Here is a 17,958-nt window from a genome sequence, read left to right as displayed (position 1 = left end):
TTAAATGAGATGCTTCTCCCAGATAAGACGATCGTAACTCTTGAGACGCCTGCCTACAATGACTCGGATCCCCCGACCGAAAGGAACCAGCGTGTTCACCACCCGGCCCGAACTGGCGGGAAACTTCGGCATGGTCGCCAGCACCCACTGGCTGGCCTCCGCGACCGGCATGAGCGTGCTCGAACGGGGCGGCAACGCGTTCGACGCGGCGGTCACGGCCGGATTCGTGCTCCAGGTGGCGGAGCCGCACCTGAACGGGCCGGCCGGCGAGGTGCCGATCCTGCTCTGGGACGAGTCCGCGCGGAAGGTGTCGGTCGTCTGCGGACAGGGCGTCGCCCCGGGCGCGGCGACCATCGAGCGCCTCAACGGCCTCGGCGTCGAGGTCATGCCGGGCACCGGCCTGCTCGCCGCCACGGTGCCGGGGGCGTTCGGCGGCTGGATGCTCATGCTGGAGCGCTGGGGCACCTGGTCGGTCGCCGACGTACTGGAACCCGCCATCCACTACGCGGAGCACGGCGTACCCGCGCTGGACCGGATCCGCGCCACGATCGGGACGGTCGAGCGGCTGTTCACCGACGACTGGCCGACCTCCGCGGCGACCTGGCTGCCCGGCGGGAGGCCGCCCGCGCCCGGATCGCGGCTGACCAACCCGGTGCTCGCCGCCACCTACCGCCGCGTCGTCGCCGAGGCGGTCGGCGCCACCAGGGAGGCGCGGATCGCCGCCGCCCGCGACGCCTGGTACAAGGGCTTCGTCGCCGAGGCGATCGCCGACTTCAGCGCCACGACCGCCTGGCGGGACAGCTCGGGCGAGGTGCACGGCGGACTGCTCACCGGCGACGACCTCGCCGCGTGGTCGGCGACCGTGGAGGAGCCGCTGAGCTTCGACTACCACGGCCACACCGTGTGCAAGACCGGGCCGTGGGGCCAGGGGCCGGTGTTCCTGCAGCAGCTCGCGCTGCTGTCGGGCCACGACCTGACCGCGATGGGCCACCTGAGCGCCGATTACATCCACACGGTGATCGAGTGCGCCAAGCTGGCCTTCGCCGACCGCGAGGCCTGGTACGGCGACGCCGCCCACGTCCCCATGGCCGACCTGCTCGGCGACGCCTACAACGCCGGCCGCCGCGCCCTGGTCGGTCCGCGGGCCTCCTTCGACCTGCGCCCCGGCGCCCCGGGCGGCCGCGAACCCCGCCTGCCCGAGTACCCCGACCTCACGGACCTGCCCGGCGCCCGCGGCGTCGGCGAGCCGACGGTCGCCCCCGACGGACGGGTACGCGGCGACACCTGCCACCTCGACGTCGTCGACCGGCACGGCAACATGGTCTCCGCCACCCCGAGCGGCGGCTGGCTGCAGAGCTCCCCGACGATCCCGTCCCTGGGCTTCTGCCTGGGCACGCGGGCCCAGATGTTCTGGCTCCAGGAGGGGCTGCCCAACTCCCTGCGCCCGGGGATCAGGCCCCGTACCACGCTGTCCCCGTCGTTCGCGCTGCGCGAGGGCAGGCCGTGGATGGCCTTCGGCACGCCCGGCGGCGACCAGCAGGACCAGTGGAGCGTGAACTTCTTCCTCGCTCTCGTCCACGGCGGCGGGCTGAACCTCCAGGAGGCGATCGACGCCCCGATGTTCCACTCGGAGCACGTTCCCAGCTCCTTCTACCCGCGCGCCTCCCGCCCCGGCGTCCTGAGCCTGGAGGACAGGCTCGCCCCCGGGGTGGTCGCGGAGCTGCGCCGCCGCGGCCACGAGGTGGAACCCCAGGACCCGTGGTCGCTCGGCCGGCTCAGCGCGGTCGCCCGCGACGCCGCGTTCCTGCGCGCGGCGGCCAACCCTCGCGGCGCCCAGGGCTACGCCGCCGGCCGCTGACATCAAACGAACGAGGTCGGGGGCCGCGGGCGGGACAAGCCGGCGCCACATGTGCAGGATCGACCCCTATCCCGACTTCGTGCAGCGCCCGCTCGACCGCATGGGCCACAGGTCTTCTCCACGATGATCACGGACCACCTGGGCGAGGTCGACCTTCCGACGCTGCTCACCTCGGGCTGCCACAACGAGCTGACGCCGATGCGGGCCGAGGTCGTGCGCGACGGCATCCCGGGGTCGCGGTCGAGCACGACCAGGTCGGCCACGGTCGTCGACGGCGTGCCGGGGCTGCACGCCGGCCGCCGGCGAAGTGGGTCGAGGGCACCAACTCGGGCGGCGGGAATTGGCGCATGCTCCGGTGCGCGGCCCCGCCTGGCGGCTGATGATCGGTGACAGCACTCCGCGCCCGAATGGAACGTGATCATGTACATCGACCCGGCCTACGCCGATGCCGGCCTCGACGAGGTACGCCGCCTCGTCGCCGACTGGCCGTTCGCGACGGTCATCGCGGCCTCCCCTGACCTGCGCGTCGCCCACGTCCCCGTCCAGATGCGTCAGGACCCCGTCGGCCTGGACGAGCTCGTCGGCCACGTCTCGGCCGCCGACCCGATCGCCCGATCCCTGCGTTGCGGCGCCGAGGTCCTCGTCTGCTTCCTCGGCCCGGCCGTCTACGTCAGCCCCGGCTGGTACGCCGACAAGGGTCTGCCCACCTACAACTTCACCGCCGTGCACGTGCGCGGCACGGCCACGCCGCTCGACGACCCCGCGGCCGTCAGGGCCCACCTGATGTCGCTGGTCCAGGACCACGAACGCGGGCGCGCCGAGCCGTGGCGGGCCGACGGCTGGGCCAGGGCCCGCACCACCGAGCTGCTGGGCGGGCTGCAGGCGTTCACGGTGGCCATCGACTCCATCGAGGCGAAGGTGAAGATGAGCCAGAATCGAACCCCCGGCGACCGGGTCGGGGTCATGGACGCCCTTTCCGAGCGGGACGATCCAGGAGCGCGGACGAGCCTGTGGCTGATGAGCGAGCGGTTCGACCGTACCGGGCGGAACAGGAAGGAGGTCCACGACCGTGGAGGCGCGTGACGTCGTCGTGATCGATGGGCTCGGCGGCCTCCCGCGCCTTGGCCGCCGTCAGGCCACTCTGGCTTTCGTACGGCCCGCCGCGAAGGCGCATCGCTCAGGGCGATTGATCTGATCGTGAATCATCGCTTTTCCCGATGAACGGACTCGCCTAGCGTCGTGGGCATGACGATCCAAGCGGAAGAGCTGTCCAGTCCCCGTGGCACGCCCCTGACGGGTCTCACCTGGACGGACGTGCGGACGCGGGTGGCGGAGGCGGGCGACTACCTGCTCGCCACCACCGACCGGGACGGGCGCCCGCACGTGGTGCCGGTGCTGGCCGTGTGGGATGACGGGGCGGCCTGCTTCGTCACCTTCCGGGACTCCCGTAAGGCCCGCAACCTCGTGCGGAACGACGGCTGCGCGGTCACGGTGCCCGGCCAGGACGTGGACGTGGTCCTCGAAGGCGCCGCCCACCTCGTCCGGGACGTCGCCCGGCTGCGGCGGGTGGCGGGACTGTTTCCGGTCAAGTATCCGTGGTGGCATCCCTTCGTCCGGGACGGCGAGTTCCACGATCCGGGCGACACCGATCCCCGGCACGTGTACGCGATGGAGCCGGAGCGCGTGTTCGCCTTCGGCAAGGAGGACGGCTTCAGCGCCACCCGCTGGCGCTTCTCCGGCCGCACGGAACGGGAGGAAGCCCGATGACCACGATGACCGACCAGGAATGGCGTACCTTCGTCGCGGAGGGTACGCGGCTCGCGCACATCGCCCTCACCCGCGCCGACGGGCGGCCCCATGTCACCCCGGTCTGCTTCGTCCTCGACGGCGACGAGCTCGCCTTCCTGCTGTCGCCCGGGAGCGTCAAGGGCCGGAGCCTGGCACGTGACGGGCGCGTCGCGGTCTGCGTCAGCGACGACCGGCAGCCCTACAGCTTCGTCACCGTCGAAGGCGAGGCGCGGACCTCGGCCGAGCCGGCGCGGATCAAGCAGGTGGCCAGGGCCGTTGCCGGCCGTTACTACCCGGCTCAACCCGCCGAGGAGGTCGCCGCGTCATTCGTGCGGGAGGGGTTCACCGCGGTCCGCATCGGGATCACCAACGTCGTCGCCCGTTCCGGGCTCGGCTGAGGATCCTCCGCGTACGGCGGTGGCGGCCTCGTCGAACAGTGCTTCACCCACGCACTCTGGTACGAGCACCGCGTTGGGCAGCCAGGGCGCCGAGTTCCCAGGCGACGCCGACTTCGCCGCCCCCACCGAGGACATGGGTGCTCCCTGAGGGCCGTCCGTGTCCTGACCGCAGCCTGCCGCCTCCGTCATCGGCTAGCTTCTGTCAGATGACTGATCTTCGCGCTTGACGAGCAGCCGTTTGGTTGCCTAATGTGAAAGGCAGCTAGACGGCTGCCTGTTGGCCGTTGAAGTGGGGTACGGGACGAGCATGGACGAGGTGTTCAAGGCGCTGGCCGATCCGAGCCGGCGCGCGTTGCTCGACTCGCTGAACGCAAGCAACGGGCAGACGCTGCGCGAGCTGTGCGCCGGTCTCGACATGGCCCGGCAGTCCGTCAGCAAACACCTCGCGGTGCTGGAAGAGGCCGGGCTCGTCTCCACCGTACGGCGGGGCCGCGAGAAGCTGCACTTCCTCAACGCCGCGCCCGTCCACGAGATCGCCCACCGGTGGATCAGCCGCTACGACCAGGCGAGGGTCGAAGCCCTGGCGGACCTGAAACTCGCCCTTGAAGAGGCGCCGGCCTTCGTCTACACCACCTACATCCGCACCACCCCGCGCGAGCTCTGGCGGGCGCTCACCGACCCCGCCTTCACCCGCCGCTACTGGGCCACGGAGCTCACCACCGACTGGTCCGCCGGGTCGCCGATGACCTGGGACAACCACGGGGTGCTGATCAGCGATCCGGGGCAGGTCGTGCTGGCGGCGGAGCCGTACACGCGGCTCTCCTATACCTGGCACGCCATCACGCCTGAGCTCGCCAGGCGCTTCGGCTGGGACGACGAGCTGCGCGCCCGGCTGGCCGGCGAACCGCGCTCGAAGGTCACGTTCACCATCGAGGAGGCCGGGCGGGTGGTGAAGCTCACCGTGGTGCACGACGGGTTCGAGCCGGGTTCGCGCCTGGCCGAGATGGCCGGGCAGGGCTGGCCGGGCGTGGTGGCCAGCCTGAAGTCGCTCCTGGAGACCGGCGAACCGCTGCCCGACGACACCTGACCGGTGCTCACCGCCCGGCCGGCTCAGGCGGTGGGCCGGGTGCGGGCGATTCCCCACGCGACGAGAGCCGCGGCGACGACGGTGAGGGTGAGGCTCGCCAGGGTGACGGCGCCGTGGAACTCGCCGGTCTGCCGAGGGCTCCAGGGGGAGGTGGCGAGGTCGCCGGTGAAGACGACGGCGAGGACGGTGCCGGTGATCGCGATGCCGATGCCCGAGGTGACCTCGGAGGCGGTGTCGGCGAGCGCGGTCCCGATGGTGGTCCGGTCCCGGGGCAGGCCGCGGACCACGTTGAGCCCGGCGACGACGCCGACCACGCGCATCCCCGCCGCCACCAGCACGAGCGCGATCGCGACCCACAGGTAGCCGAACCGGCCGAGCAGGCCGTAGACGGCGAGGCCGGACACGACCGCGACGGAGCTGATCCACGCGGCCCGGTCCAGGCCGGCCTTCTGGACGAACGGGTTGACGAACGCGCTGCCCGCGATGAGGACGACGACCTGCGGCAGCATCCCGAGGGCCGCCAGCGCGGGCGGCCAGCCCCAGTCGAGCTGGAGCTGGAGCGTCACCAGGTAGGTGAGTCCGGCGGTGGCCAGCCCGGTCGCGGCCTTGTAGGCCAGTCCGCCGGAGACCAGAGGGAGGGCGAGGAGCTTCAGGTCGAGCAGCGGATGGACGGCCAGGCGCTCGCGCAGGACGAAGCCCGCCGCCGTCGCCGCGGCGGCTGCGGTGACCGCCCAGGGAATCCAGGAGCCCTGGTCGACGAACAGCGTCGGTGCGAGGAGGGCGAGCACGACCGTCGCCGTGCCGAGCAGCATTCCCGGGAGGTCGAGGGGGTCGCGGTGGAGGCCGTCCGGGTCGTCGGCGGCTATGCCGTACCGGACGCCGATGAGGGCGAGCACGGCGATCGGCGCGTTGGCCAGCAGCAGGACCTGCCAGGGGGCGATCGCCAGCACGAGGCCGCCCGCCGTCGGGCCGATCGCGAGCCCGGCCAGGCCGACGGTCGAGATGAGGGTGAGCGCGCGCACGCGCAGGGCGTCCTCGTCGAACAGCCGGAACGCCAGCGCCATCGAGCCCGGGGTCGTCATCGCCGCGGCCACGCCCATGGCGGCCCGGACCGCGATCAACTGCTCGGCGGTGGTGACCAGGGCGGTCGCCAGGCTCGCCACGCCGAGCAGGGCCAGCCCGGCCAGCATGATCCGCCGCCGGCCGAAGCGGTCGGCGACCGCGCCGAAGGCCAGCATCAGGCCGCCGAACACGACCGAGTAGGCGCCGGTCACCCATTGCAGCGCGGTGGTGGAGGCGTGGAGCTCGCGTCCGATGACGGGCAGGGCGATGTTCAGGATCGAGGTGTTGAGCATCTCGAACAGGAACACCGCCGACAGCCCCGCCAGCGCGACCCACGCCTCCCGAAGGGATCGGGGTTGGGCGACAATCTGGTTGAAGGACATGTCACTAAGGTAAGTCACTAAGTTAAGTGACACAAGTAAATGGGGAGGGCACGATGCCCAGGACCGGTGCGCGAGGCGGGCCGCAGACGCGCGCGAAGATCTCGGAGGTCGCGACCCGGATGTTCCTTGACAGCGGCTTCGACGCGGTCACGGTCACCGACGTCGCGCGGGAGGCCGGGGTGTCGGCGGTGACGGTGTTCAAGCACTTCCCGCGCAAGGAGGACCTCCTCCTGGACCGCCAGGACGACGCCGCCGACCTCCTCCGTTCCGCGATCCGCGACCGTGCCCCCGGCACCGGCGTCCTCCCGTCCCTGCGTGAGGTGGCCTACCGCGTCCTGGAGGACCGCCACGCCCTGTCCGGCCTGAGGGAGGGGTCGGCCCCCTTCTTCAGGACCGTCGCGGCCTCGCCCGCGCTGATCGCCCGCGCCAGGGAGATCGCCTCCGACCTCCAGCGGACGCTCGCCGACGAACTGGACCACGACCCGTCCTTCACCGGCGACGCCGCACTGCTGGCCGCCTTCTTCGTCGCCGGTTACACCGTCGTCCTGGTGGAGACGGCCCGCCGGCTGCTGGACGGAGACCCGCCCGACACCATCGCCCCCGACCATCGCACCCGCCTCGACCACCTGTTCACCGCCCTGACCACCGGCCTGGGCGCCCAGCCCTGATCAGGGTCGAGCCACCTGCCGAGGGCCATCCCGAGGCCGTGTCAGGATGGCCGCATGAGCGGAACGATCGTGGTGGAGGGTTCTGCCTTACGCAGGGCCCGCGTACGTGGGAGCGGTGCTTCTGGCGGGCGTCCTCGTGCTGGTCGCGGTCATGGCCGCGGCTCCCGCGCGGGACGAGCGCTTCGCCGGTTCCGCCGGGAGCATGGAAGCGCTCGCCCGCACGCTGGGGGAGGGCGACGACCTCGGGGAACGGGCCATCGGGAACCTGACGTTCGAGAAGGTCTTCCGCGCGGACGGCCGGGTCTACTTCCAGCAGGGGCGGGGGTGGCTGGGCGACCGCGCCTACGGGTACGTCTGGAGCCCCCGGGTGCCGCCGGCCGAGGCCGAGCATCTCGACGGTCCCTGGTACGCCTACGAGGCGGGCTGACTATTCGGGGAAAAACGGGCCGGCTGGAGAGCCGGCCCGATGGGTCAGGAGAAGACCACGGAACGGAGCTTCAGCCGATCCGAACCCCCGCCCGTGTGCGGCCTCAGCGTGAACCAGTCGCCCTCGCAGTCGGGCTCGGTGAAGACCGTGGCCGTGGACGAGGTCCGGTTGCGCGGCGAGTGGGCGGGCGCGCTCGCGCTGGGGTTGGCGACCTCGGGCAGCGTGATGCACTGCCCGCTCGGCGGGTCGTGGAGCATCCCGATCTGGGGCTGCCCGATGATGCCGACGTAGGTGTACTGGAACTCACCGTGGGCGGCGCTGGCGGGCGAGGCGAAGGCGGAGACGAGAGCGAACGTTCCGGCGATGGCGACAGCGGCTTGACGCAGGCGCACGATACACGACCTTTCGGAGCGGGGACGCGAACGGCAGACGACCTGCCGTTCGTCGCTCTACGCTTTCATGCGAACACGCTCCGCGCATATGGCCACGCGGTGAAGTTACCTTCTCTCCCCGGCACTCGTCATAAGGGCGAAACGACGAGTGAAAAGAGAGCGGAATGCTGACGACCATCATGTACGCGACGATCTACGTCACCGACCAGGACCGCGCCCTGGAGTTCTACACGCGCGGACTCGGCCTGGAGAAGCGGATCGACTACCCGGGCCCGGACGGACGCTTCCTCACCGTCGGCGTGCCCGGCAGCGAGGTGCAGATCCTCCTGTGGTCGTACCCGGACGCCGCGGGCCGGCCGGGTAAGCTGGGCCGGGACGGCGCGCCAGGCCCGCTGATCCTTGAGTCCGAGGATCTGCGGAGGGATTTCGAGAACATGCGCGGTCGTGGTGTCGTCTTCGAGGAGCCGGAGCCGGTGGACTACCCGTTCGGGGTACGCGCCGAGGCCACGGACCCGGACGGCAACCGGATCTCGCTCCGCCAGCAGCGCAAGCCCCGCCGGCCGTGAGCGCCCACCCGCCCGGCCTGGCCGAGGAGTTCGAGGCCCACCGCGGCCGGCTGCGCGCCCTCGCCCACCGCGTGCTGGGCTCGCACGCCGACGCCGAGGACGTGGTCCAGGAAGCCTGGATGCGTCTCGTACGTCAGGACGCGACCACCATCGCCAACCTGCCGGGCTGGCTGACCACGGTCGTCGGCCGCATCAGCCTGGACCACCTCAGATCCCGCCAGGCCCACCCCGAGACCGCATACGGGCACGAGTTCGCGGACCTCGTGGTGACGCCCGCCGACGAACCCGCCCCGGACGAGCAGGCGGCGCTCGCCGATTCGGTCGGCCTCGCCCTGCTCGTCGTGCTCGACACGCTCACGCCGAGCGAGCGGCTGGCGTTCGTCCTGCACGACCTGTTCGCGGTGCCGTTCCGCGAGATCGCGCAGATCCTCGGCAAGTCGGCCGACGCCACCAAGATGATCGCCAGCCGCGCCCGCCGCAAGGTCCAGGCGACGGACCGGCCGCTGGGACCGGGCCGCGAACACCAGGAGGTCGTCGGCGCCTTCGTCGCCGCCGCGCGCGGCGGTGACTTCGAGGCGCTCCTGCGTGTGCTCGACCCGGAGGTGAAGCTGACCGTGGACACCCCCGGCGGCGTGGTCGTCACGCTCGGCGCCACCGAGGTGGCCGCCGGCGCGCGCAGGTTCTCCGGGGAGATCGCCCGTCAACGGCCCGTGCTGGTCAACGGCATCCCCGGCCACATGTCCTGGCGCCCCGACGGAACCCCGCTGTCCGTCATCGCGTTCACCGTCACCGGAGCGCGGATCACCGGCATCCACATCGTCGTCGATCCGGCCAAGCTCGCCTCGATCGAGCTGGCCGCCCCGGCGTGAGCGCTGGCCTCAGCCGACCGGCAGGCCCTTGATCGGCAGCCCTCGGGTCAGCCCGGCGAGCAGGTCGCCGGGCATCCTCTGGGTCTGGGTCGCGCCCTCGTTGGGCGGCGTCGGCGCGGCTTGGGCGGGGGCGGCCAGGAACAGCCCGGCGGCGGCGGCGGAGATCAGGACCAGGTAGCGCATCGTGCTCCTTCTGAAGGTCGTCATGAACCCCTGCATCCTGGGCCACGGCCTGGACCGCCGCCATCCGCCTGGCTGGAGCTTGACCAACACCGGGCTCACGGCTGGGCGTCGAGCCACTCCTGGAAGGCGGGCCCGGCGAGCTTGGCGTGCGGTCCGGGCAGGAACGCGCCCTTGGCGGCGAGCTCGGCGTCCGGCATCCCGGCGCCGTCCACGGCGACGACCTCGACGCCCCGGCGGGCGCCGAGCAGCGCCGCGGCCTCCGCCATGGTCTGCGCGCGGGGTCCGGCGATCTCGGGGATCGGCGCTCCCGCGGCGGGCGCGCGGGGGTCGAGGGCCACTCCGACCAGCTCCTCGGCCACGGTACGGCCGGCCACGAGCTGCGTGGGCAGGGCGGGGACGTAGGCGACCTCGCCCTGCCGCCAGTCCAGAAGCTGCCCGACGAACTCGTGGAACTGCGCGGCCCGCAGGATGCGGACGGGGAGCGGGCCGGATAGCAGGAGTGCCTCGTGCTCCTTCTTGGCGGCGAGGAACCCGGCCGTGGCCGACTCGACGCCGATGATCGAGGCGACGGTGATCTGGGCGACCCCGGCCTTCTGCCCGTACTCGTGCAGGTTGCGGGCCGAGGCGCGGAAGAACTCGGTGGCCGCCTCCTGCTCGGAGGAGTGCCACGAGGCGACGTCGATGACGATGTCCACCCCGGTGAGCGCCTCGGCCAGGCCCTCGCCGGTGACGAGGTCCACGCCGGTGGCCCTCGACATCGGCACGACCTGGTGGCCGCGCTCGGTCAGGACGTCGACGACGTGGCGGCCCAGCCGTCCGGTCGCACCCGCCACCGCGACCTTGGCGGCGGCCGGGCTGTAGTTCTTGCCGGGCGGCCTGCCGGGGATCGGCTTGGCGATGAGCGCGGCGGGGGTGAAGAAGCCGATGTGGGCGATGGCCATGACGAGATGCCAGAGCGCCCGGTGGTCGTAGTGGGCCGCCGCTCTGGCGTACAGGTCGTCGGAGACGCGCTCGCCTGACGGGTTCGGGGTGAGGACGGCCTCCACGAGTTCCAGCGCGATCCGTTCCGCGGAGGTGAAGACGGTGGCGTCGTGCCAGGTGGCCACGGCGGTGATGCGCTCCTCCGTCTCTTCCAGCCTGCGCAGGTTGGCGGTCTCCCTGATGGTGAAGTACGTGCTGCCGAGGATCTGCCCGGCGCGTAGCTGCAGCAGGCCGATGGTGACCGGGGGGATCACGCCGTTGGCGATGATCTGGTGCAGCGGTACGGCTATCGCCGCCAGCTCGGGCAGGAACGGGACCGGGTCCGGCATGCGGGACTGTGCTGAGGTCATGCGGATTTTTCCTTACTCGTAGTGTTGTGTCCTGACGAGCAAGAGATCCCGCCGCCCCGCTTCCCGTGACAGCGGGACCTGTGTGACATAGACCACCGGTCACGGGTGTCACAGGGCGGTGGCGGGCGGGATCGTATGGACATGGCACCGGCACCTGGCAGCCGCACGGACGCGGCCACCGAAACGTTCGTCGCCCACCGCAACCTGCTGTTCACGCTCTCCTACGAGATCCTCGGCTCCGCGACCGACGCCGAGGACGTCCTCCAAGAGACGTGGATGCTGTGGGCGGGGGTCGACCTCGGCACGGTGCTGGACCGGCGGGCGTACCTGATCAGGATCGTCACCCGGCAGGCGCTGAAGCGGCTGCGCACGCTGGACCGGCGCAAGGAGACCTACGTCGGGCCGTGGCTGCCCGAGCCGCTGCTGACCGCGCCCGACGTGGCCGAGGACGTGGAGCTGGCCGACAGCGTCTCGATGGCGATGCTGCTGGTGCTGGAGACGCTGCAGCCGACCGAGCGGGCGGTGTTCGTGCTGCGCGAGGTCTTCGGCCTGGACTACGCCGAGATCGCCGAGGCGGTCGGCAAGACCCAGCCCGCGGTACGCCAGATCGCTCACCGGGCACGGACCCACGTCGCCGAGCGCCGGCCACGCGGCGCCGGCACCCCGGCCGAGCACCGGGCCGCGCTCCAGGCGTTCCAGCGCGCGGTCGAGACCGGCGACCTGCAGAGCCTGCTCGACGTCCTCGCGCCGGACGTCGTCGCCCTGAGCGACGGCGGCGGCGTCAGGCACGCCCTGCTGCGGCCCGTCGTGGGCGTGGACGACGTCGCCCGCCTCCTGGCCGTCGGATGGTGGCAGCGCGAGGCGGCGAGGTCGGTCGAGATCGTGCAGATCAACGGCTGGCCGGGGCTGCTCGTCCGGATCGACGGCGAGATCGACGGCGTGGTGGCCGTGCGGGTGGAGAACGGCTACGTCACCGGCGCCTACCACGTGCGCAACCCGGAAAAGCTCTCCCACATCGCCCGCGAGACCGCCGTGAGCCGCTGACGATCGGCCGTCGAAAGCGAATCCAAAGGGCCCGCCCCTACCGTGACCGGTCATGGTGAATCTCCCACGCAAGACCAAGGCCGTGCTCGTGATCTCAGCCGTCGCGGTCGGACTCCTGTCCTTCCCGTCAGGCGCGAGTGCGGGGCTGACGGCCAAGAAGGGGTGCGCGGCCGACCTGCCCTCCTTCTGCCTCAGCATCGACAGCGCCGGAATCAGGTACGGCCGCTACGAGAACCACAGGGGCAACAAGTCGTGGCTGGAGTTCTGGGTATCCGGAAACGGCGAGTACGCGCCCGTCCACTACCAGGCCATCCCCAAAACCGGCACGGCGAGCTGGGTCGGCGTCAGGACGAGCCCGACCAAGTACAACGTCTGCTACTACCTGGAGATGAGGCTGCGCGACTTCAGCACGGGCAAGCGGCGGACGTACTTCACCCCCTGCGTGCAACGCCCCAGGTAGGAGATGGCGCGCGCCGATCTTGATATCCGGCTTCGTCCGCTGCGTCCGCTGTATCGTCGATCACGCCCAGGGAGTGGTGACTCCAAGTAACCAATGGGAAGCCGAGAATGCCGCAATCCATGCTGGACGTGCCTGTCGGCACCATCGTCGCGACCATCCTGAACCCCAACTCACTCCCACCGGGCTGGCTCCCGTGCGACGGATCGCCGATCCCCGGCCAGTACTCGCAGCTCATCACCGCGCTCGGCAGCACCAACACGCCCAACCTCATCGGCCGGGTGCTGCTGGGCGCGGGTGACCTCACGGCGGCGACCCTGACCCAGAGCGACGGGCGCAACCCGGCCTTCGGGGCGATCGGCACCGCTCTGGAGATCACGGACACCGGGGGAGAGTGCCAGGTCGTGATCAGCATCCAGTCGATGCCGAGGCACAACCACCAGATCAACGGCGGAAACTTCGGGCTGCACAAGCAGAGTTTCGAGGGCGACAGCGGCAACGACATCCCCTACGAGACCAACCCCGACGGCTCCACGCTCACCGGCACCGACTACACCGGGGAGAACGCCCCGACCTGGATCGTCCAGCCCTACTACGCCGTGACGTACATGATCTGCGCGGGGACGGACTGACGCCCATGTTCAAAGCCGTCGATCCCTACACCTACACGCTGTCCACCCAGCTCTACGCGGGCAGCACGTGCGTCGGCCTGTTCACGGTCGGCTACCACGTGACCCACTACGACGACGTCCAGCTCGATTCTGGAACGATCCAAAGCGGTGTCGCGAGGAGCGGGGTGCGCAAGTACGCCCTGTCCGTCACCCAGCGCGTCATGGTCTACAACCCCAGCGGCCTGGCGATCAGCCCGCGGCTGCACGTCACCAGCTACGCCGACTACCCGGCTCTGCTGAACCTCCAGCTCGTCGCCTCGGGCGCGCAGGGCACGAAACTGCTGCTCACCGGCTACTCCCCGCAGACCGTGAACACCAAGGTGCAGACCTCGGGCATGGTCAGCGACAGTTCCGGCAGCACGTCGGGTAGCTCGGTCAGCCGTACGTCGGGCTCGACCACGGCGCAGTCCAACAGCTACGGCGCGTCGGTGGGCGTCAGCGGCGACGGCCCGAGCGTCGGCCTGTCCGCGGAGATGTCGAGCACGACGACGGCCGAGCGCTCGCACACCGCCACCAGCGAGTCGGGAACCAGCAGCGAACAGGAGGCGTCGTCCTCGGCCTTCATGAGCATCGAGGACTGGGGCGCCTACGCCCTGGTGAACCCGCTGACCACCGGCCCGGTGTGGACGTTCGGCCAGGAGTACCCGTGGGACGCGATCGCCTGCCGCATCTCCACCGGCGACGTCAATCCGGTCAACCAGGCCCAGGAAAAGGTCGTGGTGCCGAACGAGATGATGGTGCGGCTGTACGACGGCACCTCCCTTTATCCGCCCAGCCACCTGTCCATGTTCGGGATCGACTTCTCCGCCCACGCCCAGTGGATCGTGACGGTGGCCGACGCGGAATCCGACCAGGTCGCCCTGTCCCACGGGCTCGAGTACTTCACCGCCTCGCACTCCCTCGCCAACGGCGGCGTGACCGTCTATCTCGACACCACCCCGACCACCCTGTACCCGCCCAGCGGCGACGGCATCTCCACCACGATCGACCTGGGGGTGCTCGGCCTGGACCCGGTGGGCAGGGCCGAGGCCCCCGCGGTGGTCGGCTTCACCCCCTCGAAGTTCACCGTCGCGCCGGTCGCCGCGAGCGAGGGGACCCAGCCGACGGCGTTCAGCATCTTCTCCGACGCCAACACCCTGCTGGTGCGCGACACCACCGACTACCCGGACCCCTGCGCCGACGCCACGGGGTTCACCGCCGGCGAGACCGCGCTCACCGGCCTGCTGACGGGCACTAACACCAGCCTCACCCTCACCGTGCTCTTCAAGGTGGTGGACGTCGTCAGCGACTACACCCTGCACCTCAAGCACTGGAAGATCACCTCGACGGGAGTGGTGCTGACGATCGTGGTCAACGGCGACACCGGCAACAAGCTGGTGAAGTACGTCGACTCCGTCGAGGCCGAGGGCGGGGAGAACAACCTCCTGTCCATCGCCCTGCGTGACCGGAACTTCGCCTCGGTCGACTACACCGACCTGCTCACGATGGGGCTGAACTCGATCGCGATCACGGTGGACCCGATCGACGCCGGCGCCACCGCGGGGTACGCCCTGCGGGCGCTGTCCATCGAGCCGTCGTGAAGACCGTCCCCAAGGCCAAGAAGTCGCACAGCAAGCTCGGCCCGGTGTTCAAGGACATCGGGCGCAAGCTGGCGAAGGTGTCTACCAAGAAGAAGTCGGTGCTGCTCGCCACCTCGAAGGACTACAAGGCCGGCAAGGTCGACTCCCTGCTGTCCGAGGTGGCCAACAAGAAGATGTCGAGCGCCAAGTTCGGGACGGCGTACCGGGGGATCCAGCCCGAGCAGGACGAACTCGTCTCCACGGCCACGGTCCGCGACCTGATGACCGGAGCGACCAGCTCCGGCTCACTGTCGGCGGCGAAGCGGAAGGAGCTGGAGCACGCCTTCGAGCTGATGTCGAAGCTGCGCTTCCCCACCCGCTGGACCGGGTTCGCCACCAAAACCCAGGTGATGCAGCACCCGACCGCGGTGGGCACGGGCCTTTTCGGCGAGTCCAAGTCGACCATGAGCCTGCACAACCAACTGGACCTCAGCCGGCGCAACGAGGTGGCCGAGGCCATGACGGCCGAGTCCAAGGCGTCGGGGACCACGGCCGAGCGCATCGCCCTGGCCGGGATGCGCAGGGCGATCGAGTTCTCGCTCAACGAGTTCATCGCCCCCGCCACCGCGGCGGACGTCAAGCCCAGGGCCACGCTCTCCAAGAAGAGCCTGATCGAGCAGGTGCGGGCCAGGGAGGGGGTGAAGAAGATCCTGGTGGATGTCGGCGGGTCGCAGGAGTCGGGACCGGTGAACCTCTCGCGCACCTGGGCCACGCGCAAGGGCAAGCGCTCGGCGAGCCCGCCCCGGATGTAGGCGAAGCACGTCGGCGAATTCGGACTCGTGCTGGCTTGATAGCCTGAGCGCCGTTTCTGGCGGAGTGACCGGGGGTCGCGGTGAGTGCGGAAGAGGACTTCAGGCAGGTCGGGGCCGAGCTGGCCGACCTGGGGGTGCGGATCTCCAGGATGATGGGCAGTCCCGCGCTCAAGGACCAGGCGGGGAAGGTGTTCGCGAGCCTGTGGCACGACAGCGCGATGGTCTTCCGGCTGGTCAGGGACACCGCCGAGCATGCTGCCGCGCTTGAGCTGCCCGGGGCGTCGCTGTTCGACCCCTCGGGGCAGGGCAGGGAGATGAAGGACTGGGTGGTCGTGCCCCACTCCTCCGCCGGGCAGTGGACGGATCTGGCCGAGGTCGCGCTCAGCCGTCCTCGCTGACGGGCCCGGTCAGCCTGGCCAGGCGTCTGGTGAGCAGGATGATCTCCGGCCGGCTCGTGGTGAGGGACAGCGCGCGTTCGGCGGCGGCCACGGCCTCCTGGTCGCGGCCGAGGTCCTCCAGCAGCTCCGAGCGGAGGGCGTGCAGCAGGTGGTAGCCGTCGAGCCGGTCGGCGGTGTCCTCGATCTCGGCCAACGCGGCGGCGGGGCCGTACAGGAAGCGGGTGGCGACGGCGCGGGCGAGCACGACGACCGGCGACGGGGAGCGCTCCAGCAGCAGGTCGTAGAGCACCCGGATCTGCCGCCAGTCGGTGTCGGCGAGGCTGGGCGCCCGCGCGTGCAGCGCCGCGATGCTCGCCTGGATCTGGTACGCGCCGGGGCGGCGGGCGGCCAGCGCGCGATCCAGCCTGGCGACGGCCTGGTCGGCCAGGTCCTTGTCCCACCGGGTGCGGTCCTGGTCGGCCAGGCGGACCAGGGCGCCCTCGGCGTCGAAGCGCGCGGCGGCCCGTGCCTGGTGCAGTTCCATGAGCGCCACCAGCCCGGCGACCTCGGGCTCGGCCGGCATCAGCAGTTCCAGCGCGCGGCCAAGCCGTAGCGCCTCCTCGGCCAGGTCGGTACGGCCCTCGGGTCCTGGGCCGCTCAGATAGCCCTCGTTGAACACCAGGTAGACCACCGCCAGCACGGCGTCCAACCGGTCGGCGAGCTCGTCGGGACCCGGCAGCGTGAACGGCACCCGCCGCTCGCGCAGCCGCCGCTTCGCGCGCAGCAGCCGCTGCCCGATCGTCGGCACCGGCACCAGGAACCCGGCGGCGATCCGCTCCGCGCTCAGCCCGCAGACCGCGCGCAACGTGAGCGCCACCTGCTGGTCGACGGTGAGCACGGGATGGCAGCAGGCGAAGGCCAGTTCGAGCCGGCTGTCCTCGGGCGCGGGCCCGGTCGGCGTCCTGGCCAGCCGGGCCAGCTTCTCGTCTCCCGCCTTGGCCCGCCGCAGCCGGTCGACGGCCTTGCGCCAGGCCGTGGTGGCCAGCCAGCCTGCCGGGTTGGGCGGCAGCCGGTGCGGCCAGTGCTCCAGCGCCTCCACCATCGCGTCCTGGAGGACGTCCTCGGCGAGTTCGAGATCGCCCAGGCGGCGGGCGAGCGTCGCCAGGAGGCGGGCGCCCTCCTCCCGCCACACCCGTTCGACCGTCTCCGTCATACGCGATGCCTACCAGAGAATCCGGCGCGCTGTCGGATTCGCGGCGCCGCCGTTCGTAGGTTGGGTGAGCGGACGCGACGGGCGTCCGCCGGGAGGAGGACGTGCAGATGAAGTACGCCATGCTGGTCTGCGGTGACATGAGTGTGTGGGAGGCCAGGGTCGCGGCCGAGGCCGAGCGGGACGGGCAGGAGCTCGGCGCCTGGTTCGGCCGGTGGGGCGCGGCGGGCAAGCTCGCCGAGGGCGGGGCCGAGCTCCAGCACCCGCGCACCGCCAGGACGGTGCGGCCGGGCGCGAACGGGGAGCTGTCCGTGCACGACGGGCCGTACATGGAGCTGAAGGAGGTCGTCGGCGGCGTGGTCCTGCTGGAGGCGGACGACCTCGACGAGGCGATCTCCATCGCCGCGACCTGGCCAGGAGTGGTGAACGGCATCGCCACCGTCGAGGTCCGGCCACTCCAGCCGGCCGGTTAGACCCCGCCGCCGCGGGATAGGAGGGATGCGTACCGGATCGAGGGGAGAAGCATCATGGGTACCGAAGACAAGATCAACAACAAGGCGGAAGAGCTGGGCGGCAAGGTCAAGGAGGGCCTCGGCCGCGCCACCGACGACGAGCGCCTTGAGGCCGAGGGCCGGGCCGACCAGACGGAGAGCAAGCTCAAGCAGGCGGGCGAGAAGGTCAAGGACGCGGTGGAGAACGTCAAGGACGCCGTCAAGCGCAAGCACTGACGCGGTTACGCCGCCCCGGAGCTGAGCACGTGCGCGACGGGGCGGCGGGCCGCCGGGTATCCAGACGGCGCATCGCCGACGAGTCAAC

General features: G+C 71.1%; 23 protein-coding genes. 18 read left to right on the top strand and 5 right to left on the bottom strand.

All coding sequences use genetic code 11. The features are described from left to right. Nucleotides 1-58 precede the first annotated feature (58 nt). From ACIBEJ_RS47475 to ACIBEJ_RS47450, 6 genes are all read left to right on the top strand, one after another. Nucleotides 59-1,858: a gamma-glutamyltransferase family protein gene (locus ACIBEJ_RS47475; RefSeq protein ID WP_397189610.1), complete on the top strand. Its 1,800-nt coding sequence runs from the start codon at nt 59-61 to the stop codon at nt 1,856-1,858. Between the two features lie 123 nt (nt 1,859-1,981). Continuing rightward, complete coding sequence (locus ACIBEJ_RS47470) at nt 1,982-2,248, top strand: hypothetical protein (protein WP_397189609.1); 267 nt, start codon at nt 1,982-1,984, stop codon at nt 2,246-2,248. A 30-nt stretch (nt 2,249-2,278) separates the two neighbouring features. Next, entirely contained in the window at nt 2,279-2,941 is a 663-nt protein-coding gene (locus ACIBEJ_RS47465; protein WP_397189608.1) for an FMN-binding negative transcriptional regulator, read from the top strand. Between the two features lie 162 nt (nt 2,942-3,103). Next, on the top strand, nt 3,104-3,625 hold the full coding sequence (locus ACIBEJ_RS47460) for a pyridoxamine 5'-phosphate oxidase family protein (protein WP_397189607.1): 522 nt from the start codon (nt 3,104-3,106) through the stop codon (nt 3,623-3,625). Then, entirely contained in the window at nt 3,622-4,044 is a 423-nt protein-coding gene (locus tag ACIBEJ_RS47455; protein WP_397189606.1) for a PPOX class F420-dependent oxidoreductase, read from the top strand. Before ACIBEJ_RS47460 ends, ACIBEJ_RS47455 begins: the two co-directional genes overlap by 4 nt. 307 nt (nt 4,045-4,351) lie before the next feature. After that, nucleotides 4,352-5,131 carry an ArsR/SmtB family transcription factor gene (locus tag ACIBEJ_RS47450; RefSeq protein WP_397189605.1) on the top strand — a complete coding sequence of 260 codons (780 nt, stop codon included), beginning with the start codon at nt 4,352-4,354 and terminating at the stop codon, nt 5,129-5,131. Between the two features lie 23 nt (nt 5,132-5,154). Here the strand turns inward: ACIBEJ_RS47450 and ACIBEJ_RS47445 are convergent, their stop codons facing one another. Next, the gene (locus tag ACIBEJ_RS47445) at nt 5,155-6,576 is read right to left on the bottom strand and encodes an MFS transporter (protein WP_397189604.1); all 1,422 of its coding nucleotides are present in this window, start codon (nt 6,574-6,576) and stop codon (nt 5,155-5,157) included. A 53-nt stretch (nt 6,577-6,629) separates the two neighbouring features. Here ACIBEJ_RS47445 and ACIBEJ_RS47440 point away from each other — a divergent pair, with 53 nt between their 5' ends. Both ACIBEJ_RS47440 and ACIBEJ_RS47435 read left to right on the top strand, forming a co-directional pair. After that, nucleotides 6,630-7,244 (top strand): TetR/AcrR family transcriptional regulator, encoded by a 615-nt coding sequence (locus ACIBEJ_RS47440; protein WP_397189603.1) that lies wholly within the window; start codon nt 6,630-6,632, stop codon nt 7,242-7,244. Between the two features lie 106 nt (nt 7,245-7,350). Then, nucleotides 7,351-7,671 (top strand): hypothetical protein, encoded by a 321-nt coding sequence (locus ACIBEJ_RS47435; protein WP_397189602.1) that lies wholly within the window; start codon nt 7,351-7,353, stop codon nt 7,669-7,671. 44 nt (nt 7,672-7,715) lie between these two features. Here the strand turns inward: ACIBEJ_RS47435 and ACIBEJ_RS47430 are convergent, their stop codons facing one another. Further along, complete coding sequence (locus ACIBEJ_RS47430) at nt 7,716-8,063, bottom strand: hypothetical protein (RefSeq protein ID WP_397189601.1); 348 nt, start codon at nt 8,061-8,063, stop codon at nt 7,716-7,718. Between the two features lie 164 nt (nt 8,064-8,227). Here ACIBEJ_RS47430 and ACIBEJ_RS47425 point away from each other — a divergent pair, with 164 nt between their 5' ends. After that, the gene (locus ACIBEJ_RS47425) at nt 8,228-8,629 is read left to right on the top strand and encodes a VOC family protein (protein ID WP_397189600.1); all 402 of its coding nucleotides are present in this window, start codon (nt 8,228-8,230) and stop codon (nt 8,627-8,629) included. Continuing rightward, complete coding sequence (locus ACIBEJ_RS47420) at nt 8,626-9,498, top strand: sigma-70 family RNA polymerase sigma factor (protein ID WP_397189599.1); 873 nt, start codon at nt 8,626-8,628, stop codon at nt 9,496-9,498. The genes ACIBEJ_RS47425 and ACIBEJ_RS47420 overlap by 4 nt, the downstream gene beginning before the upstream one ends. A 9-nt stretch (nt 9,499-9,507) precedes the next feature. Here ACIBEJ_RS47420 and ACIBEJ_RS47415 read toward each other — a convergent pair whose 3' ends face one another. Both ACIBEJ_RS47415 and ACIBEJ_RS47410 read right to left on the bottom strand, forming a co-directional pair. Next, on the bottom strand, nt 9,508-9,705 hold the full coding sequence (locus tag ACIBEJ_RS47415) for a hypothetical protein (RefSeq protein WP_397189598.1): 198 nt from the start codon (nt 9,703-9,705) through the stop codon (nt 9,508-9,510). A 71-nt stretch (nt 9,706-9,776) separates the two neighbouring features. Continuing rightward, nucleotides 9,777-11,012, bottom strand: coding sequence for an NAD(P)H-binding protein (locus ACIBEJ_RS47410; protein WP_397189597.1), 1,236 nt, complete (start codon nt 11,010-11,012; stop codon nt 9,777-9,779). Between the two features lie 141 nt (nt 11,013-11,153). Here ACIBEJ_RS47410 and ACIBEJ_RS47405 point away from each other — a divergent pair, with 141 nt between their 5' ends. From ACIBEJ_RS47405 to ACIBEJ_RS47380, 6 genes are all read left to right on the top strand, one after another. Beyond that, on the top strand, nt 11,154-12,056 hold the full coding sequence (locus ACIBEJ_RS47405; RefSeq protein WP_397189596.1) for an RNA polymerase sigma-70 factor: 903 nt from the start codon (nt 11,154-11,156) through the stop codon (nt 12,054-12,056). A gap of 52 nt (nt 12,057-12,108) precedes the next feature. Then, nucleotides 12,109-12,516 (top strand): hypothetical protein, encoded by a 408-nt coding sequence (locus tag ACIBEJ_RS47400; RefSeq protein WP_397189595.1) that lies wholly within the window; start codon nt 12,109-12,111, stop codon nt 12,514-12,516. Between the two features lie 119 nt (nt 12,517-12,635). Further along, nucleotides 12,636-13,145: a tail fiber protein gene (locus ACIBEJ_RS47395; RefSeq protein ID WP_397189594.1), complete on the top strand. Its 510-nt coding sequence runs from the start codon at nt 12,636-12,638 to the stop codon at nt 13,143-13,145. A 5-nt stretch (nt 13,146-13,150) separates the two neighbouring features. Further along, nucleotides 13,151-14,764 carry a hypothetical protein gene (locus ACIBEJ_RS47390; RefSeq protein WP_397189593.1) on the top strand — a complete coding sequence of 538 codons (1,614 nt, stop codon included), beginning with the start codon at nt 13,151-13,153 and terminating at the stop codon, nt 14,762-14,764. Continuing rightward, nucleotides 14,761-15,555, top strand: coding sequence for a hypothetical protein (locus tag ACIBEJ_RS47385; RefSeq protein ID WP_397189592.1), 795 nt, complete (start codon nt 14,761-14,763; stop codon nt 15,553-15,555). The genes ACIBEJ_RS47390 and ACIBEJ_RS47385 overlap by 4 nt, the downstream gene beginning before the upstream one ends. A gap of 80 nt (nt 15,556-15,635) precedes the next feature. Then, complete coding sequence (locus ACIBEJ_RS47380) at nt 15,636-15,953, top strand: hypothetical protein (protein WP_397189591.1); 318 nt, start codon at nt 15,636-15,638, stop codon at nt 15,951-15,953. Here ACIBEJ_RS47380 and ACIBEJ_RS47375 read toward each other — a convergent pair. Next, on the bottom strand, nt 15,937-17,145 hold the full coding sequence (locus ACIBEJ_RS47375; protein WP_397189590.1) for an RNA polymerase sigma factor: 1,209 nt from the start codon (nt 17,143-17,145) through the stop codon (nt 15,937-15,939). The genes ACIBEJ_RS47380 and ACIBEJ_RS47375 overlap by 17 nt on opposite strands. 107 nt (nt 17,146-17,252) lie before the next feature. Between ACIBEJ_RS47375 and ACIBEJ_RS47370 the strand changes: the two genes are divergently transcribed. Further along, nucleotides 17,253-17,615 carry a YciI family protein gene (locus ACIBEJ_RS47370; RefSeq protein ID WP_397189589.1) on the top strand — a complete coding sequence of 121 codons (363 nt, stop codon included), beginning with the start codon at nt 17,253-17,255 and terminating at the stop codon, nt 17,613-17,615. 54 nt (nt 17,616-17,669) lie between these two features. After that, nucleotides 17,670-17,870 (top strand): CsbD family protein, encoded by a 201-nt coding sequence (locus tag ACIBEJ_RS47365; RefSeq protein ID WP_397189588.1) that lies wholly within the window; start codon nt 17,670-17,672, stop codon nt 17,868-17,870. The last annotated feature ends 88 nt before the right edge of the window (nt 17,871-17,958 follow it).

The sequence above is a fragment of the Nonomuraea sp. NPDC050790 genome (genome assembly GCF_044456745.1).
GTDB lineage: Bacteria > Actinomycetota > Actinomycetes > Streptosporangiales > Streptosporangiaceae > Nonomuraea.
Note: the sequence above shows the minus strand (reverse complement) of the source record. Positions and strands in the feature narration are given on the sequence as shown.

Coding starts and splice junctions, on each gene's coding strand:
- ACIBEJ_RS47410 (WP_397189597.1), bottom strand. CDS start 11,012: ATGACCTCAGCACAGTCCCGCATGCCGGACCCGGTCCCGTTCCTGCCC.
- ACIBEJ_RS47395 (WP_397189594.1), top strand. CDS start 12,636: ATGCTGGACGTGCCTGTCGGCACCATCGTCGCGACCATCCTGAACCCC.
- ACIBEJ_RS47390 (WP_397189593.1), top strand. CDS start 13,151: ATGTTCAAAGCCGTCGATCCCTACACCTACACGCTGTCCACCCAGCTC.
- ACIBEJ_RS47415 (WP_397189598.1), bottom strand. CDS start 9,705: ATGACGACCTTCAGAAGGAGCACGATGCGCTACCTGGTCCTGATCTCC.
- ACIBEJ_RS47450 (WP_397189605.1), top strand. CDS start 4,352: ATGGACGAGGTGTTCAAGGCGCTGGCCGATCCGAGCCGGCGCGCGTTG.
- ACIBEJ_RS47375 (WP_397189590.1), bottom strand. CDS start 17,145: ATGACGGAGACGGTCGAACGGGTGTGGCGGGAGGAGGGCGCCCGCCTC.
- ACIBEJ_RS47470 (WP_397189609.1), top strand. CDS start 1,982: ATGATCACGGACCACCTGGGCGAGGTCGACCTTCCGACGCTGCTCACC.
- ACIBEJ_RS47445 (WP_397189604.1), bottom strand. CDS start 6,576: ATGTCCTTCAACCAGATTGTCGCCCAACCCCGATCCCTTCGGGAGGCG.
- ACIBEJ_RS47425 (WP_397189600.1), top strand. CDS start 8,228: ATGCTGACGACCATCATGTACGCGACGATCTACGTCACCGACCAGGAC.
- ACIBEJ_RS47460 (WP_397189607.1), top strand. CDS start 3,104: ATGACGATCCAAGCGGAAGAGCTGTCCAGTCCCCGTGGCACGCCCCTG.
- ACIBEJ_RS47400 (WP_397189595.1), top strand. CDS start 12,109: ATGGTGAATCTCCCACGCAAGACCAAGGCCGTGCTCGTGATCTCAGCC.
- ACIBEJ_RS47370 (WP_397189589.1), top strand. CDS start 17,253: ATGAAGTACGCCATGCTGGTCTGCGGTGACATGAGTGTGTGGGAGGCC.
- ACIBEJ_RS47365 (WP_397189588.1), top strand. CDS start 17,670: ATGGGTACCGAAGACAAGATCAACAACAAGGCGGAAGAGCTGGGCGGC.
- ACIBEJ_RS47475 (WP_397189610.1), top strand. CDS start 59: ATGACTCGGATCCCCCGACCGAAAGGAACCAGCGTGTTCACCACCCGG.
- ACIBEJ_RS47440 (WP_397189603.1), top strand. CDS start 6,630: ATGCCCAGGACCGGTGCGCGAGGCGGGCCGCAGACGCGCGCGAAGATC.
- ACIBEJ_RS47465 (WP_397189608.1), top strand. CDS start 2,279: ATGTACATCGACCCGGCCTACGCCGATGCCGGCCTCGACGAGGTACGC.
- ACIBEJ_RS47405 (WP_397189596.1), top strand. CDS start 11,154: ATGGCACCGGCACCTGGCAGCCGCACGGACGCGGCCACCGAAACGTTC.
- ACIBEJ_RS47455 (WP_397189606.1), top strand. CDS start 3,622: ATGACCACGATGACCGACCAGGAATGGCGTACCTTCGTCGCGGAGGGT.